Origin of the sequence: Streptomyces sp. NPDC005803, assembly GCF_040630435.1 — a bacterium.
Taxonomy (GTDB): domain Bacteria; phylum Actinomycetota; class Actinomycetes; order Streptomycetales; family Streptomycetaceae; genus Streptomyces.
In genome coordinates this window covers 175,325-191,879 of record NZ_JBEXXO010000012.1, presented here as the reverse complement: position 1 = coordinate 191,879, position 16,555 = coordinate 175,325, and the positions used below count along the sequence as shown (strand labels likewise).

At 71.4% G+C, this 16,555-nt stretch carries 13 protein-coding genes and 1 pseudogene; 2 read left to right on the top strand and 12 right to left on the bottom strand.

Features of this window, described 5'->3' with window-relative positions; all coding sequences use genetic code 11:
- Positions 1 to 44: 44 nt before the first annotated feature.
- The 10 genes from ABZ454_RS19120 to ABZ454_RS19075 all read right to left on the bottom strand — a co-directional run bounded on the left by ABZ454_RS19120 (position 45) and on the right by ABZ454_RS19075 (position 11,131).
- A complete protein-coding gene (locus ABZ454_RS19120; RefSeq protein WP_359539343.1) occupies positions 45 to 929 on the bottom strand; it encodes a Pro-rich N-terminal domain-containing protein in 885 nt (294 codons plus the stop codon).
- A gap of 138 nt (positions 930 to 1,067) precedes the next feature.
- Positions 1,068 to 1,508, bottom strand: coding sequence for a type II 3-dehydroquinate dehydratase (gene aroQ, locus ABZ454_RS19115; RefSeq protein ID WP_356322776.1), 441 nt, complete (start codon positions 1,506 to 1,508; stop codon positions 1,068 to 1,070).
- Complete coding sequence (gene aroB, locus ABZ454_RS19110) at positions 1,505 to 3,133, bottom strand: 3-dehydroquinate synthase (protein WP_356322777.1); 1,629 nt, start codon at positions 3,131 to 3,133, stop codon at positions 1,505 to 1,507. The genes aroQ and aroB overlap by 4 nt, the downstream gene beginning before the upstream one ends.
- Entirely contained in the window at positions 3,130 to 4,314 is a 1,185-nt protein-coding gene (aroC, locus tag ABZ454_RS19105) for a chorismate synthase (protein WP_359539341.1), read from the bottom strand. Before aroC ends, aroB begins: the two co-directional genes overlap by 4 nt.
- 147 nt (positions 4,315 to 4,461) lie before the next feature.
- Complete coding sequence (locus tag ABZ454_RS19100) at positions 4,462 to 5,298, bottom strand: shikimate dehydrogenase (RefSeq protein WP_359539339.1); 837 nt, start codon at positions 5,296 to 5,298, stop codon at positions 4,462 to 4,464.
- Complete coding sequence (gene mltG / locus ABZ454_RS19095; RefSeq protein ID WP_359539338.1) at positions 5,285 to 7,087, bottom strand: endolytic transglycosylase MltG; 1,803 nt, start codon at positions 7,085 to 7,087, stop codon at positions 5,285 to 5,287. Before mltG ends, ABZ454_RS19100 begins: the two co-directional genes overlap by 14 nt.
- Before the next feature lie 94 nt (positions 7,088 to 7,181).
- Positions 7,182 to 7,667 (bottom strand): Holliday junction resolvase RuvX, encoded by a 486-nt coding sequence (gene ruvX, locus ABZ454_RS19090; RefSeq protein WP_359539336.1) that lies wholly within the window; start codon positions 7,665 to 7,667, stop codon positions 7,182 to 7,184.
- Positions 7,664 to 10,333 carry an alanine--tRNA ligase gene (gene alaS / locus ABZ454_RS19085; RefSeq protein WP_359539334.1) on the bottom strand — a complete coding sequence of 890 codons (2,670 nt, stop codon included), beginning with the start codon at positions 10,331 to 10,333 and terminating at the stop codon, positions 7,664 to 7,666. Before alaS ends, ruvX begins: the two co-directional genes overlap by 4 nt.
- Positions 10,333 to 10,683 carry a DUF6167 family protein gene (locus ABZ454_RS19080; RefSeq protein WP_359539333.1) on the bottom strand — a complete coding sequence of 117 codons (351 nt, stop codon included), beginning with the start codon at positions 10,681 to 10,683 and terminating at the stop codon, positions 10,333 to 10,335. Before ABZ454_RS19080 ends, alaS begins: the two co-directional genes overlap by 1 nt.
- A gap of 7 nt (positions 10,684 to 10,690) precedes the next feature.
- A complete protein-coding gene (locus ABZ454_RS19075; protein WP_356322793.1) occupies positions 10,691 to 11,131 on the bottom strand; it encodes a DUF948 domain-containing protein in 441 nt (146 codons plus the stop codon).
- Between the two features lie 211 nt (positions 11,132 to 11,342).
- Here ABZ454_RS19075 and ABZ454_RS19070 point away from each other — a divergent pair.
- Positions 11,343 to 13,575 (top strand): annotated as a pseudogene (locus ABZ454_RS19070) (tetratricopeptide repeat protein).
- Between the two features lie 18 nt (positions 13,576 to 13,593).
- Here ABZ454_RS19070 and rpsD read toward each other — a convergent pair.
- Complete coding sequence (rpsD, locus tag ABZ454_RS19065; RefSeq protein WP_136327444.1) at positions 13,594 to 14,208, bottom strand: 30S ribosomal protein S4; 615 nt, start codon at positions 14,206 to 14,208, stop codon at positions 13,594 to 13,596.
- Between the two features lie 188 nt (positions 14,209 to 14,396).
- On the opposite strand from rpsD, the gene ABZ454_RS19060 reads away from it, so the two are divergent.
- Complete coding sequence (locus tag ABZ454_RS19060) at positions 14,397 to 15,098, top strand: DUF2470 domain-containing protein (RefSeq protein WP_359539331.1); 702 nt, start codon at positions 14,397 to 14,399, stop codon at positions 15,096 to 15,098.
- A 10-nt stretch (positions 15,099 to 15,108) separates the two neighbouring features.
- Here ABZ454_RS19060 and ABZ454_RS19055 read toward each other — a convergent pair whose 3' ends face one another.
- A complete protein-coding gene (locus ABZ454_RS19055; RefSeq protein WP_356322787.1) occupies positions 15,109 to 16,500 on the bottom strand; it encodes a replication-associated recombination protein A in 1,392 nt (463 codons plus the stop codon).
- Positions 16,501 to 16,555: the final 55 nt, after the last annotated feature.

The window sequence follows — 16,555 nt, the reverse complement described above, 5'->3', positions numbered from 1 at the left end:
GGCGGCCGTCCCTCAGCCGCCGGGCGGCCCTGCCGGGCGCGGGCTCACCAGGCCGGAGGGCTGGCGAGGGAACGGGCGAGCACGTCGTCCAGGACGCGGGCCGTGGTCTCCACGTCGTACGTGGAGTTGTCGATGATCGGCAGACCGGAGCCGTACCAGCCGGCCATCCGGCCGTGGATCCGGGCGACTTCCTCGTCGGAGAGGCGGCGGTTGCCGCTGCGGGCCGCGTTGCGCTCGAGGACGACCTCCAGGCCCGGCAGCAGGACGACGGGGAGCAGGCCGGGGCCGACGTGGCGCTTCCAGCCGCCGAGGCCGACGACGGGCCGGTCCGGGAAGACCGCGTCGTCGAGGATGCAGGAGATGCCGTTGGCCAGGAAATTGCGGGCCGCGAAGCCGCAGGTGCGCCGGGCCAGGCGGTACTGGGCCTCGGACTGGTCGTTCCACCCCGCCTGCGGGTCGGCGAAGCCGGTGCAGACCCACTCGCGGACGTCGTCGAGGCTGATGTGGGCGGTCGGGACCCGGCGGCGGCCGGCCCAGAGCTTGGCCACCGTGGTCTTCCCGGCGCCTGCCGGGCCGATCAGGAGCACGGCGAGGGTCGCGGTGCCGGTGCCGGGCCCGGCGGGCGGTGCGGGCAGCGGCACGGGCCCGCCGGGCGGCAGCTGGATGTGGCCGGTGGTCTCCCTGGAGACCGGGACGGACGCCTGGTGGGGGGCGGGCCCGGTCCAGCCCTGGCCGCGCGGGGCGGGCGGTGGACCGGGAGGGCCGGCCGGCGGCCGGCCCGGGTGCCCGGGCGGGGGCTGAACGGGCGGGCCGGCCGGCGGGACCGGCGCGCCCGGGTGGCCGGGGTGCTGGGCCTGGTGCGACCAGCCGACGGGCCCGTTACCGGGTCCCTGGGGCGGCGGCAGCGGAGCCCCCACTGCGTGCTGCATCCGGTGGCACTCCGTCTCGTACAGGCAACTGGCGCTGGTGGAACGGCAACCGTACCGTCCCCGGCCGCCACAGAGGCAACGGCCGGGGGCGGCCCACAGTGCCCCGTCGGCCAGTCGGCCTTCCGGTGCGGTGGTGCGTCAGTCCGTCAGTTCGTCCGCGAGCGCGCGCAGGGCGAGCCGGTAGGAGCCGATGCCGAATCCGGCCACGGTCCCGGTGGCGACCGGCGCGACCACGGAGTTGTGCCGGAATTCCTCCCGCGCGTACGGGTTCGAGATGTGCACCTCGATCAGCGGGGCGGTGCGCTGGGCGGCCGCGTCCCGCATCCCGTACGAGTAGTGCGTGAAGGCGCCCGGGTTGAGAACGACCGGAATTGAACCGTCCGCGGCCTCGTGGAGCCAGCGGATCAGCTCGCCCTCGTCATTGGTCTCCCGGACGTCGACGTCGAAGCCGAGTTCCTTGCCGAGGGTGCGGCAGGTCTCGACGAGTCCGGCGTACGAGGTGGCTCCGTAGACATCGGGTTCCCGGGAGCCCAGGCGGCCGAGGTTGGGTCCGTTGAGGACGAACACCCGGCGGCTCACGCGGAGACCTCCCCGTAGGCGGCGAGCAGCACGGCCGGGTCGGGGCCCTCCAGGACGGCGGGCTTGCCGAGCCCGTCCAGGACGATGAAGCGCAGCAGGTTGCCGCGGGACTTCTTGTCGACCTTCATGTTCTCCAGCAGCTTGGGCCACTGGTCGCCGCGGTAGGTGAGCGGCAGCCCGACGGACTCCAGGACGCTGCGGTGCCGGTCGGCGGTGGCGTCGTCCAGGCGTCCGGCGAGGCGGCCCAGTTCGGCGGCGAAGACCATGCCGACCGAGACGGCGGCGCCGTGGCGCCACTTGTAGCGCTCGTTCTTCTCGATCGCGTGGGCCAGCGTGTGCCCGTAGTTGAGGATCTCGCGGAGTCCGGACTCCTTGAGGTCGCTGGAGACGACCTCGGCCTTGACCCTGATGGCCCGCTCGATGAGCTCGGAGGTGTGCGGTCCGGCCGGGGTGCGGGCGCCCTGCGGGTCCGCCTCGACGAGGTCGAGGATCACCGGGTCGGCGATGAAGCCGGCCTTGATGATCTCCGCCATGCCGGAGACGTAGTCGTGGACCGGCAGCGAGTCCAGCGCGGCCAGGTCGCAGAGCACCCCGGCCGGCGGGTGGAAGGCGCCGACGAGGTTCTTGCCCTCGGCGGTGTTGATGCCGGTCTTGCCGCCGACGGCCGCGTCGACCATGCCGAGCACGGTCGTGGGTACGGCGATCCAGCGCACCCCGCGCAGCCAGGAGGCGGCGACGAAGCCGGCGACGTCCGTGGTGGCGCCGCCGCCGATGCCGACGATGACGTCGGTGCGGGTGAAGCCGGTCTGGCCGAGCGCCTTCCAGCAGTAGGCGGCGACCTCGACGGTCTTGGCCTCCTCGGCGTTGGGCAGCTGGATCGCGATGGCCTCGTAGCCCTGGTCCGCGAGGTCCTGGCGGACGGCCTCGCCGGTCTCGGCGAGCGCCTCGGGGTGCAGGACCGCCACGCGCTGCGCGCGGTCGCCGATGAGCGTGGGCAGCTCGCCGAGGAGCTGCCGGCCGATCAGCACCTCGTACGGGTCGGTGCCCGCGCTGCCGGCGATCTGGATGCGGGTGGGTGCCTGCTCGGTCATGCGTGTCTCCCGGCCGGACGGTGCGTCCGGCAGCTCCAGTGCGTCGAGGACCGCCTGGGCGACCTCTTCCGGTGTGCGCTCGTCGGTCGCGACGACCGCGCGGGCCACCTCCGTGTAGAGGTGGCGACGGGCCTCCATGAGCTCGCGCCACTGCCGGCGCGGGTTCACGGCGAGCAGCGGGCGGGCGGTGTTGAGCCCGACCCGCCTGACCGCCTCGTCGACGTCCATGGAGAGGTAGACGACGGGGTGGTCCGCGAGCAGGGCGCGCGTCGCCTCGTCGAGCACGGCGCCGCCGCCGAGCGAGAGGACTCCCGTGTGTTCGGCGACGGCGGCCCGGACGGCGTCCCGCTCCAGGGCGCGGAAGTGTTCCTCGCCCTCGTCGTAGAAGATCTCGGCGATGGGCTTGCCGGCCGTCGCGACGACATCGGCGTCGGTGTCCCGGTAGCCGGTGCCCAGCCGGCCGGCGAGAAGCTCGCCGACCGTGGACTTGCCGACGCCCATCGGCCCGACCAGGACGATCAGCGGACCGCTCATCGGATCTGGAGGTGGTCGAGGTACGACTGGACGTTGCGGTGGGTCTCGGCGACGCTGTCCCCGCCGAACTTCTCCGCGACCGCGTCGGCGAGCACCAGCGCGACCATCGCCTCGGCGACGATGCCGGCCGCCGGAACGGCACAGACATCGGAGCGCTGGTGGTGCGCCTTGGCCGGCTCGCCGGTCACCACGTCGACCGTGGCCAGGGCGCGCGGCACGGTCGCGATCGGCTTCATCGCGGCGCGCACGCGCAGCAGCTCCCCGGTGCTGAGTCCGCCCTCGGTGCCGCCGGCGCGGCCGGAGGCGCGCCTGATCCCGTCGTCCGTCACCAGGATCTCGTCGTGCGCCTTGGAGCCGGGCACCCGGGCGAGGTCGAAGCCGTCGCCGACCTCGACGCCCTTGATGGCCTGGATGCCCATGAGCGCGGCGGCGAGGCGGGCGTCGAGCCGGCGGTCCCAGTGCACGTGCGATCCGAGGCCGACCGGCACTCCGTACGCCAGCACCTCGACCACGCCGCCGAGCGTGTCGCCGTCCTTGTGGGCCTGGTCGATCTCGGCGACCATCTGCTTGCTCGCGTCGGCGTCGAGGCAGCGCACCGGGTCGGCGTCGAGCTTCTCGACGTCGGCGGGGACCGGGTAGACCCCGTACGGCGCCTTGGCCGCCGCCAGTTCCACGACGTGGCTGACGATCTCGATGCCGGCCGTCTCCTTGAGGTACGACCGGGCGACGGCGCCGAGGGCGACTCGGGCCGCGGTCTCCCGGGCGCTGGCGCGCTCCAGGATCGGCCGGGCCTCGTCGAAGCCGTACTTCTGCATGCCGGCGAGGTCGGCGTGGCCGGGCCGGGGGCGGGTCAGCGGGGCGTTGCGGGCCTGGGCGGCCAGCACCTCGGGGTCGACCGGGTCGGCCGACATGACCTGCTCCCACTTGGGCCATTCGGTGTTGCCCACCATCACGGCGACGGGCGAGCCCATGGTGAGGCCGTGCCGGACGCCGCCGAGGAAGGTGACCTCGTCCTTCTCGAACTTCATCCGGGCTCCGCGCCCGTAACCGAGCCGTCGCCTGGCGAGCGCGTCCGCCACCATCTCCGTGGTGACGGGGATACCGGCGGGAAGACCCTCCAGCGTCGCCACCAGTGCGGGGCCGTGCGACTCTCCGGCGGTCAGCCAGCGCAACCTGCTCAACGGTGCTCCTCATGCTCGCGCCTGTAACTGCGACGGCGCGACCGGGTGCGCGGCCCTGGCCCGCCGCCCCCGATCCTCCCACGACCGGGCCCCCCGGCCCGCCGCCGGTCCAGCAGACGGACGGGGGCGGGGCGGGGAGGTGCGCGGTCAGCGGGCGGCCAGCGCCTGTTCGCCGGCCTGGCGCATGGGGGCCAGAGGGGCGGGCGAGCGGCCCGTCATCTGCTCGACCTGGAGGACGGCCTGGTGCACCAGGAGGTCAAGACCTCCGACGACTGCCCCGCCATGGCCCGCCCAGACGGATGCGAGGGCTGTGGGCCAGGGCTCGTACAGCACGTCGAAGAGAGTGCCCGGATGCTCCGGCACGGCGTCCGTCAGCCCGTCCGTGGCCCCGGCCGGCGTGGTCGCGATGACCAGGGGCGCGTGCAGTGCCTGCTCGGCCTCGGCCCAGTCGGCGATGCGCACCTCGGTCCCGAGCCGCTCACCCCAGCCGCGCATCTCGTCACCGCGCGCGCGACTGCGGACGTAAGCCGTGACCGGTCCCGTGCAGATCTGCGAGAGCGCGGCGAGCGCGGACGAGGCGGTGGCTCCGGCGCCGAGGACGGCGGCGGATTCGGCCTTCTCCACCCCCCGCTCACGCAGGGCGGCGATCATGCCGGGGATGTCCGTGTTGTCGCCGACCCGTCGGCCGTCGCCGGTGAACACGACCGTGTTCACGGCCTCGACGGAAGCGGCCGTCTCACTGACCTCGTCCAGCAGCGGGATGATCGCCCGCTTGAGCGGCATGGTGAGGGAGAGCCCGGCCCAGGTGGCGTCCAGGCCCTCGACGAAGCCGGGCAGCGCCTGCTCGTCGATCTCGAACCGGTCGTACGACCAGCCGTCGAGGCCGAGCGCGGCGTACGCGGCCCGGTGCAGGACCGGGGAGAGCGAGTGGGCGATGGGCGAGCCGAGGACGGCCACCCGGCGGGGCCCGTCAGTCGAGGGCATCGAACTTTTCCTTGAGCTTCAGGAACTCGGCGTAGGTCTTGGCGAACTCGGTCTTGTGCTGCCCGTCGGTGGCGACGAAGTAGACCCATCCGTCCTTCGTCGGGTTCAGGGCTGCGGCAAGGGCTTCGTTTCCAGGGTTCCCGATGGGGCCAGGGGTAAGACCCTGTCTCGTGTACGTGTTGTACGGATCCTTGTTCTTCCGGATCTCTTCCAGGGTGATATTGATCTTGCTCTGCTTATTGAGGTAGTTGAACGAGGAGTCGAACTGAAGATACTGGTTCGTCTCCGTATTGGTCGGCTTGAGCCGGTTGTAGATGACTTCCGCCATCTTCCGGAAGTCGTCGTGCGTCTTGCCTTCTGCCTGGACGAGACTGGCTGCCGTGAGCATCTGCCAGGGGCCGTCCAGATTGTGCTTCTTGGCCGCACCCGCGAGGTCGAGCTCTTCGTACTCCTCGTTGGACCGAGAAACCATCTTCTTGAGGAGCGCCTCCGGCTTGGTCGCCTTCGTGACCGGATACGCCGCCGGATAGAGGAATCCTTCGAGCGGGTCCTTGATGTCCTTGTTCGTGCTCGCCCAGTCGGGCAGGCCCAGGTCGGACTTCTTGGACTTGGCGATGCCCTCGGTCGTGCCCTTCTTGAGGTTCAGCTTCTTGTCGACCATCGCGTAGACGGCCACGTTGCGCGTGCCCTCGGGAATCACCAGAAGGTTCTGGCTCTTCGGGTCGACCATCATCTTGACGGCCTCGGACGCGGACATCTCCTCGTGGAGCAGGTAGACCCCGGCCTGGATCGACTTCCCCTTCGGGTTCTCGTTCTGGGCCGAGACGAACGCGTCGACGCTCTTGACCACACCCGCCTTCTTCAGGATGTTGCCGATGTCGTATCCGTACGCGCCCTTCGGGATCTCGATCTCGACCGACCCCGAACCGCTGCCGGAGTAGTCGGGGGCCGAGCCGAACTTGTCCTTGTAGAACGAATAGCCGAAGTAGCCCACTCCGCCGACGCCGCCGACCAGGACGAGGGAGACGACCAGGCAGGCGCAGCCGCTGCGGCCCTTCTTCTTCTTGCCCTTGCCGCGGCGCTCCCCTCCCCCGTCAGCGCGGCGGGACTCGCGGGGGTCGTCGTCGTCCTCGTCGTCCTTGGCTTCGCCGTCGTCCGCGCCCGTGAAGAACGAGTGGGTCTCCTCCGGCTGGACCTCAGGGTCCCAGTCCGGGTTCTGCTCGGGAGCCTGTGGGGGCGCCGCCTCGCGGCGGCCCGGGGGCTGCGGCGGCGGGTAGGCCTCGGGGGTGCCGTAGTAGTCGTTCGTCTCGCCGTAGCCGTACGCGCCGGGCTGGCCCTCGTACGGCATCGCGGCGGCCTGCTGACCGGTGTCCCACCCGCCGTCGTAGGCAGGCTGCTGGGCATACGGGTCCTGCTGCTGGCCGTACGGGGGCTGCTGCTGGTACTGCGGCTGCTGTGCGTACGGATCCTGCTGGTGCTGCTGATCTTGCGGGTGCTGTTGGTGCTGTTGGTGCTGCTGATCTTGCGGGTGCTGCTGGTGCTGTTGGTACTGCTGCGCGTAGGGGTCGTGCTGGGGGGCGTACGGGTCATGCGACTGGGCATACGGGTCCTGCGGCTGCTGCTGGCCGTACGGGTCCTGCGGCTGCTGCTGGGCGTACGGGTCCTGCTGCTGGCCGCCGTACTGGCCCTGGCCGTGGGCAGGCTGCTGGCCTTCCCATCCCTGGTCCCCAAACAAGGGGTCCTCGGGATGCCACGGTTCGGAGCCGGGGCCCCGGCCATACTCAGTCATCGATCCCCTTGAGCCGCGAGACGATGTCCCGTCTCTTTGCTGTGCGGTGTTTGTTCGAACCCGCCGCATCGCGCGGAACGTTACCGTATCGCGATCAGACAACCACTTCGACGCCCTCGCCAGGCGGATTGCCCGAAGCCCGTTCGGACTCCAGAGCGTTCTGAAGGATCACCACAGCGGCAGCCTGGTCGATCACGGATCGGCCTTTTTTGGACTTCACGCCGGATGCGCGCAGCCCTTGAGTGGCCGTCACTGTGGTCATCCTCTCGTCCACCAATCGCACCGGAATGGGTGCGACCGCACGGGCGAGCACGTCGGCGAAGGCGCGGACCTTGACCGCGGCCGGACCCTCACCTCCGCCCAGGGAGCGGGGCAGGCCGACGATGACCTCGATGGGCTCGTACTCCGCGACGATCTGCCCGAGCCGCCGGTGGGCGGCCGGGACGTCACGTCCCGGCACGGTCTCCACCGGCGTGGCGAGGATCCCGTCGGGGTCGCACGAGGCGACCCCGATCCGGGCGTCCCCGACGTCGATCGCCAGCCGGCGACCGCGGCGCATCCGCGTCATGTCCGGCGTCACGCCGTCTCGGTGACGAGGCGTTCGACAGCGGCGACCGCGTCGCCGATGGCGTCCGGGTTCTGGCCGCCGCCCTGGGCGACGTCCGGCTTGCCGCCGCCCCCGCCGCCGAGGGTCTTGGCGGCGGTACGGACCAGGTCGCCGGCCTTGAGGCCGCGCTCGCGGGCGGCCTCGTTGGTGGCGATGACCGTCAGCGGACGCCCGTTGGCCGTGGTGAACAGGGCCACGACGGCCGGCCGGCCGCCCTGGATGCGCCCGCGGACGTCGAGGACGAGCTTGCGCAGGTCGTCGGCGGTGGTGCCGTCCGGCACCTGACCGGTGACCAGGGCGACGCCCCGTACGTCCTTCGCGGAGTCGACCAGGCCCCCGGCGGCCGCCAGGACCTTCTCCGCACGGAACTTCTCGATCTCCTTCTCGGCGTCCTTCAGCTTGCCGAGCATGGAGGCGATCTTCTCCGGCAGCTCCTCCGAGCGGCCCTTGACCAGCTCCTGGAGCTGGGCGACGACCGTGTGCTCCTTGGCGAGGAAGTTGTACGCGTCGACGCCGACGAGGGCCTCGATGCGGCGCACACCGGAACCGATCGACGACTCGCCGAGCAGCTTCACCAGGCCAAGCTGGGCGGTGTTGTGGACGTGCGTGCCGCCGCACAGTTCCTTGGAGAAGTCGCCGATGGTGACGACGCGGACCCGCTCGCCGTACTTCTCGCCGAACTCGGCGATGGCGCCCTGCTTCTTCGCCTCGTCGATCGACATGACCTCGGCCTGGACGTCGAGTTCCCGCGCGAGGACCTCGTTGATCTTCTGCTCGACGTCGACGAGCACGGTGCCGGGCACGGCGGCCGGCGAACCGAAGTCGAAGCGGAAGCGGCCCGGGGAGTTCTCCGAACCGGCCTGCGCGGCCGTCGGGCCGAGGGCGTCGCGCAGCGCCTGGTGCGTGAGGTGGGTGGCGCTGTGGGCGCGGGCGATCGCGCGTCGGCGGGTGTTGTCGATGGTGGCGAGGGCGGAGGCGCCGACCGTCACCTCGCCGACCTGGACGGAGCCCTTGTGGACGGAGACGCCGGGGACCGGCTGCTGGACGTCGCGCACCTGGACGACGGCGCCGTTGTCGAGCCGGATCCGGCCCTGGTCGGCGAGCTGGCCACCGCCCTCGGCGTAGAAGGGGGTGCGGTCCAGGACGACCTCGACCTCGTCGCCCTCGGAGGCCGCGGGCGAGGAGACGCCGTTGACGAGGAGGCCGACGATGGTCGACTCGCCCTCGGTGGAGGTGTAGCCGGTGAACTCGGTGACTCCGGAGTTGTCGGCGACCTCGCGGTAGGCGGACAGGTCGGCGTGACCCGTCTTCTTGGCCTTGGCATCGGCCTTGGCCTTGTCCCGCTGCTCCTGCATGAGGCGGCGGAATCCGTCCTCGTCCACGGACAGGCCCTGTTCGGCGGCCATCTCCAGGGTGAGGTCGATCGGGAAGCCCCAGGTGTCGTGGAGCAGGAACGCCTTGTCCCCGGGGATGACCCGGCCACCGGCGGCCCTGGTCTCCGTGACGGCGGTCTCCAGGATGTTGGTGCCGCCCTTGAGCGCCTTGAGGAAGGCGGCTTCCTCGGCGAGGGCGACGGTCTCGATGCGCTTGCGGTCGGTGATCAGCTCGGGGTACTGCAGCCCCATCGTGTTGATCACGACGTCGGCCAGCTCGCTGACCACCGAACCGGTGGCGCCCATCAGCCGCATGTTGCGGATGGCCCGGCGCATGATGCGGCGCAGCACATAGCCGCGGCCCTCGTTGCCGGGGGTGACACCGTCGCCGATGAGCATGACGGAGGTGCGGATGTGGTCGGCGACGACGCGGAGCGATACGTCCGTGCCGTGGGCGGCGCCGTAGCGCACGCCGGTGAGCTCGGTGGCCCTGTCCATGACGACGCGCAGGGTGTCGGTCTCGTACATGTTCTGCACGCCCTGCAGGATCATCGCGAGGCGTTCGAGGCCGAGGCCGGTGTCGATGTTCTTGGACGGCAGGTCGCCGAGGATCGGGAAGTCGTCCTTGCCGTCGCCGGCGCCGCGCTCGTACTGCATGAAGACCAGGTTCCAGATCTCCACGTACCGCTCGTCGTTGACGGCCGGGCCGCCCTCGACGCCGAACTCGGGGCCCCGGTCGTAGTTGATCTCGGAACAGGGGCCGCAGGGGCCGGGGACGCCCATGGACCAGAAGTTGTCCTTCTTGCCCAGGCGCTGGATGCGCTCGGCGGGGACACCGATCTTGTCGCGCCAGATCTGCTCGGCCTCGTCGTCGTCGAGGTAGACCGTGATCCACAGACGCTCGGGGTCGAGCCCGAAGCCGCCGTCGGCCAGGGAGCTCGTGAGCAGCTCCCAGGCGTACTCGATGGCGCCTTCCTTGAAGTAGTCGCCGAAGGAGAAGTTGCCGCACATCTGGAAGAACGTGCCGTGCCGGGTGGTCTTGCCGACCTCTTCGATGTCCGGCGTACGGACGCACTTCTGCACGCTGGTGACGCGCGGGGCGGGCGGCTTGACCTCGCCGAGGAAGTACGGCTTGAAGGGCACCATGCCGGCCGGCACCAGCAGCAGAGTCGGGTCGTCCGCGATGAGCGACGCCGAAGGGACAACGGTGTGACCGCGCTCCTCGTAGAAGCTCAGCCAGCGGCGACGAATTTCAGCCGACTCCATCAGTGGTCCTCATTCCGGTTGTACGAGTTGTAGGTGCGTGACGTGGGGGGAAGCGTGCGCTGCGCCTCGGGCTCCGCCGCCTCGACGGCGAAGCGGCGCCGCACGGGGAGACCGGGGTCGACGGGCGCTTCGAGCCCGAGCGCCTCGCCCAGCTCGGCCTCGCGTCTGGCCATGCCCTCGCGGACGTCCAGGGCGAAGTCCTTGAGCTTGTGACCGGCCACGAGCGCCTTGTCGGCGGCCTGCGCCGCAAGGCTTTCGGGGGTCAGCTGCTTGATCTTCCGGTTGACCTTGGCGGTGGCCCAGACGCCGGCGGCTGCGCCGGCGGTGAACCAGAACGTACGGCGGAACATCGCTGCGTCAGTCCTTCGATCCGCGGGAGTTTCTGCCGTCACGCTTCCTGCCACGCGCGGACGGCACGGTCCGGCCGACGATCACCGCGCGCCGGGAACGCGCCTCCGGTTCGGCCCCGGCCTTGCGGCCGATGGCCTGCCGGACCCCGTACCCGAACGCCGCGACCTTGACCAGCGGGCCGCCGAAGGTGGAGGCGACGGTGGAGGAGAGCGCCGAGGCGTTGGAGGTGACCTCCTGGACGTCCGTCGCGATCGCGTCGACCTTGTCGAGCTGGGTCTGCGCGGACCGTACGGTCGCGGAGGCGTCGGCGAGCAGCGGGACGGCCTGTTCGGTCACGTCCGCCACGAGTTTCGTGGTCGCCCTGAGCGTCTGGGCGAGCCTCACCAGCACGACGGCGAGGAACGAGACCAGGATCGCCCAGAAGACGGCCACCAGGATCCCGGCCACCTCACCACCGGACACAGTGCACCGCTCTCTGGCTTGTCGTCTGTCTGTCTTGTACGTGCTCTTCGGCGACGGCCGCCGCGGCGGCCGGACACCGTCCCCCGAGCCTATCGCGCCGCGGCTCGCGCCCTGTACCGCATGACCGGCCGGGGCAACGGGAGTTCCCGCGACGAGATTGTACGGAGCGCTTTCGGGCCAGTACTCTGCGTGTTTCATGCGACGCCCTCAGTCCCCCCTTCCGTCCCCCGACGATTCGAGTCCCCCCGTCGGCTCCCGCGCGACGCCCGCGCCCCGCCGGCCCGGCAACCTCCCGGCGGAGCTGAACGGATTCGTGGGCCGCGAAGGCGAGTTGGCCGATATCACCCGGCTGCTGGAGGAGTCCCGGCTCGTCACCGTCGTCGGGGTGGGAGGGGTGGGCAAGACCCGGCTGGTCACCAAGGTGGCGGCGCTCCTGGAGAAACGGTACTGCGACGGCGTCTGGCTGGTGGAGCTGTCGGCGGTCCACGACCCCGCGCTGCTGGAGCACGCCCTGGCCGGCGCGCTGGGCCTCACGGACCACACGAGCAGGTCGCCCCGCACGACACTCCTCGAACACTGTGCCGAGCGCCGGCTCCTGCTGGTGATCGACGGCTTCGAGCATCTGGTCGACGCCTGCGCCCAGTTGGTACGCGATCTGCTGCGCCGGGCTCCCGGACTGCGGGTGCTGGCCGCCGGCCGGCTGCCGCTGGACCTCGACGGCGAGGCCGGATACCCGCTGGCGACGATGAGCGACGAGGACGCGTTGCGGCTCTTCGCCGAGCGGGCCGCCTCGGTGCGGCCCGAATTCCGGCTGACCGAACACACCCAGGACGCCGCCCTGGAGCTGTGCCGCCGCCTCGACGGCATCCCGCTCGCGCTGGAACTGGCCGCCGGCCGGCTGCGCGCGCTGTCGACGGAACAGGTGCTGCAGCGTCTGAACGACCGCTTCCGGCTGCTGACCGGCGGCAGCCGCAGCGCGCTCGCCCGCCACCAGACACTCCGTACGGCCATCGGCTGGAGTCATGAACTCTGCGCCCCGGAGCAGCGGCTGCTGTGGGCGCGGCTGTCCGTCTTCGCCGGACAGTTCGACCTGGAGGCGGCCGAGTACATCTGCAGCGGCCCCGAGCTGCCGGCCGGCTCGGTGCTGGACGTGCTGTCCGGGCTGCTGGCGCAGTCCGTGGTCCTGCGGGAGGAATCGGCGGTCGGCGCCCGTTACCGGCTGCTGGACACCGTGCGGGAGTACGGCGCCGAGTGGCTCGCGGCCACGGGCGACACCGACCGGCTGCGCCGCCGCCACCGGGACTGGTACCTGGGGCTCGCGACCTGGTGCGAGCTCGACTGGTTCAGCCCGCGGCAGGCCGAGGTGGCCGCGCGGGTGGAGAGCGAGCTGCCGAATCTGCGGCGGGCCATGGAGTGTTCGCTGGAGAGCCCCGAGGAGGCGCACCTCGCGCAGTACCTGGCGGGCGCGCTCTGGTTCCTGTGGGTCGGGTGCGGACGCCTCGCGGAGGGGCGGCACTGGCTGGAGCACGTACGGGAGGAGGACACGCCCTACGACGCCTCACGACTGAAGTCGCTGTGGGTGCTCGGGTACGTCGCGGTCCTCCAGGGCGATCCGGTGGCCGCGATCTCCGCGCTGACCGAGTGCCGGGAGGAGGCGGACCGGGCGGGCGACGCCGTGGCGTCGGCGTACGCGGTGCACCGCACCGGCTGCCTGGCCCTGGTCACGGACGACATGGCGCGCGCCCACGACATGCTGCAGGAGGCGCTCGGCCGTTACCGGGAACTCGGCGAGCTCAACAGCAATGTGCTGATGGCCCAGGTCGAGCTGGCCATGGCCGTCGGGTTCCAGGGCGATCTGGACGGCGCGGCCGTGATCTGCGAAGAGGTCCGGGAGATCTGCGAGGACCACGGGGAGCGGTGGGCGCTCAGCTACGCCTTGTACGTGCTGGGTTTCGCCGCACTCCAGCAGGGCCGTCCCGCCCGGGCCCGGGAACTGCTCCGGGAGTCGCTGACCATCAGCCACACCTTCCACGACCGGCTGGGCACCGTGCTCACGCTGGAGCTGCTGGCGCTCGTCACGGTGATCGAGGGCGACGCCGCTGAGGCGGCTCTGCTGCAGGGGGCCGCCGACCGCATCTGGCCGTCGGTGGGGCTGCGGCTGTTCGGTTCGGCGCACTACGGGAGGCCGCGGGTCCGGTGCGAGGAGCTGGCCCGCCGTGAGCTGGGCGAGGCGTCGTACGCGTCGGAGCGGGGCGCCGGCGCGAGGCTGGGCACGGACGCGGTGGTGGCCAGGGCGCTGTCGGCCCGGCCCGGCAAGCGGCGGCCGGGGGCGGAGCCGGCCGGGGCGGAAGCGCCGCCGCCCCCGGCCGGGAAGACGCGAAAGCCCGCCGCCTCCCCGGTCGGGGAGGGGCGGGCCTGAGCGCCGGTGACGAGCGGCTACGCCTGAATCAGCGGGCGTAGTACTCGACGACGAGCTGCTCGTCGCAGATCACGGGGATTTCCTTGCGGTTCGGGTCCCGGTCAAGGCGGAAGGCCAGGGCCTTCAGGTTCACCTGCAGGTAGCGCGGGGTCTCACCGTCGGTGTCGTAACCACCCTCGCGGGCAACCTGGAAGGGGTACTTCTCGCGGCTGCGCTCACGGACCATGACGATGTCGTCCGGACGGACACGGAACGACGGCTTGTCGACCTTGCCACCGTTGACCTCGATGTGGCCGTGGACGACCATCTGGCGGGCCTGGTAGATCGTCTTGGCGATGCCGGAACGCAGGACCAGCGCGTCGAGGCGGCGCTCGAGCTCGACGACGAGCGCCTCGCCCGTCTTGCCTTCGGCCTTCTTGGCGCGGTCGTAGGCACGCGCCATCTGGCGCTCGCTGATGTCGTACTGGGCGCGCAGACGCTGCTTCTCGAGCAGACGGACCTTGTAGTCCGAGTTCTGCTTGCGGCCACGGCCGTGCTCGCCCGGCGGGTAGGGGCGCGCCTCGAAGTACTTGACGGCCTTCGGCGTCAGCGCAATGCCGAGCGCGCGGCTCTTCTTGACCTTGGGACGCGACTGATTAGGCACGTTCTCCAGACCTCCGTTGTAGGTTAGGTTAGGCTCACCTTACTCAAGGAGATCGCATGTCTCGCCCTGGGAACACCACACACGTCACGGACAGCACTGACAGCGTCGACGCAACTGAAGGCGTCGAAACGACGGAGGACCGATCAGATCGTGGTCAGCCGCGTCCCAGCGGGCTTGAAAACACTCGGATGCCGTCAGCAGCCGAGCGCACACGAACTCTCGTACAGAGTACCTGCTCCGCGGTGCTGCTCGTACCCGGGCTGGAGACCGCGGGCTCGGACCAGCTGATGCCGCTGTCCCGGACCGTGGGTCCGGACGGCGACCTGTTCCTCGAACTCCCCGCTGATTCCCCGGCCGTGCGGGCCGCGACCCATGCCCAGGACGACGAGCTGACGGCCGTGCTGGAGATCACGGACGTCGCTCCGGTCTCCGTCCCGCACCGCGTCCGCGGCCGGGCCCGCGTCTGCGGATGGCTCACGTCCGTACCCGGGGTGGCGGGCCCCGGCCGGATGCTGCTGCGGCTGGAGACGGGCGAGGCCTACGTCGAGGACCTCTGGGGCGCCGAGGCGGTCGAGCCGGAGGAACTGCGGGACGCGGCCGCAGACCCGCTCCTCGCGCACGAGGCGGAGCTGCTGCAGCATCTGCACGCGGCGCACGGGGACCGGCTGGGGACGCTGTGCGAGCTGGTCGGTGCGCGGGCGGCCCGCGCGGGCGCGGAGAACCGGCCGTCCGTCGTGCCGGTCGCCCTGGACCGTCACGGGCTGCGGGTCCGCTTCTTCGAGCGGAACGGGCCGTGCTTCGACGCCCGCTTCGAGTTTCCCGAGCCGGTGCGCGACGTGGAGGAGCTCCGCCGGGCCATGCGCACCCTCTTCGACGCGGCCGCGCACTGAGAACGGCCCCCTACGCCTCCGGGCCGTCCGGCGCGCTCGTACCGCCGTCGGTGTCCGTGCGGCCCAGGCGCTCGCGGACCCGGTCGGCCACGTCCGCGTACCGCGCCTCCGCCCCGTAGCGGGTGGGCCGGTAGTAGCGCTTGTCGCGGACGGCGTCCGGAGCGTACTGCTGGGCGGCGATGCCGCCGGGGACATCGTGCGGATAGACGTACCCCTGCGCATGGCCGAGCTTGGCGGCGCCCTTGTAGTGGCCGTCGCGCAGATGGGCCGGCACCGGGCCGGCCAGTCCCTTGCGCACGTCGTCCCGGGCCGCGGAGATCGCCAGCGTCGCCGCGTTGGACTTCGGGGCCAGCGCCAGCGCGATGGTCGCGTGGCTGAGCGTGAGGGCCGCCTCGGGGAAGCCGATCAAGGCGACCGCCTGGGCCGCCGCGACGGCGGTGGGCAGCGCCGTGGGGTCGGCGAGACCGATGTCCTCGCTGGCCGAGATCATCAGCCGCCGGGCGATGAACCGGGGGTCCTCCCCCGCCTCGATCATCCGGGCCAGATAGTGCAGCGCCGCGTCGACGTCGGAGCCGCGGATCGACTTGATCAGCGCACTCGCCACGTCGTAGTGCTGGTCGCCGTCCCGGTCGTACTTCACCGCCGCCCGGTCGACGGTCTCCTCCAGGGTGACGAGGGTGATCTCGGCCTCCTGCTTGGACAGCGCCGCACCGGCCGCCGCTTCCAGCGCGGTCAGCGCCCGGCGCGCGTCGCCTCCCGCGATGCGCAGCAGATGCTCCTCGGCGTCCTCGGGCAGTGTCACCGCGCCGCCGAGTCCGCGCTCGTCGGTCAGGGCCCGGCGCAGCAGGCCGCGCAGATCGTCGTCGGTCAGCGACTCCAGCGTCAGCAGCAGCGAGCGCGACAGGAGCGGGGAGATGATCGAGAAGTAGGGGTTCTCGGTGGTCGCGGCGATCAGCGTGACCCAGCGGTTCTCCACGGCGGGGAGCAGGGAGTCCTGCTGCGCCTTGGAGAAGCGGTGGATCTCGTCCAGGAAGAGGACGGTCTCCTTGCCGTAACCGCCGGTGGCACGACGGGCGCCCTCGATCACGGCCCGTACTTCCTTGACGCCCGCGGTGATCGCGGAGAGCTCGACGAACCGCTTGTTCGTGGCCTTGCTGACCACGTACGCCAGGGTCGTCTTCCCGATGCCGGGCGGGCCCCAGAGGATCACCGACGAGGGGCCGGCCGGTCCCCCGCTCCCCTCGCCGACGAGGCGGCGCAGTGGCGAGCCCGGCTTGAGCAGATGCTGCTGGCCCACGACCTCGTCAAGGGTGCGTGGACGCATCCGGACAGCGAGGGGGCTGCTGGACGGGTCCTTCTCCTGGCGGTCTTCGGCTGCTGCGGTAAAGAGGTCGGGCTCCACGTCGTGAAGCCTATGTCACCGCACTGACATCCCGGCCGGGCCGGACCGCCGGGCC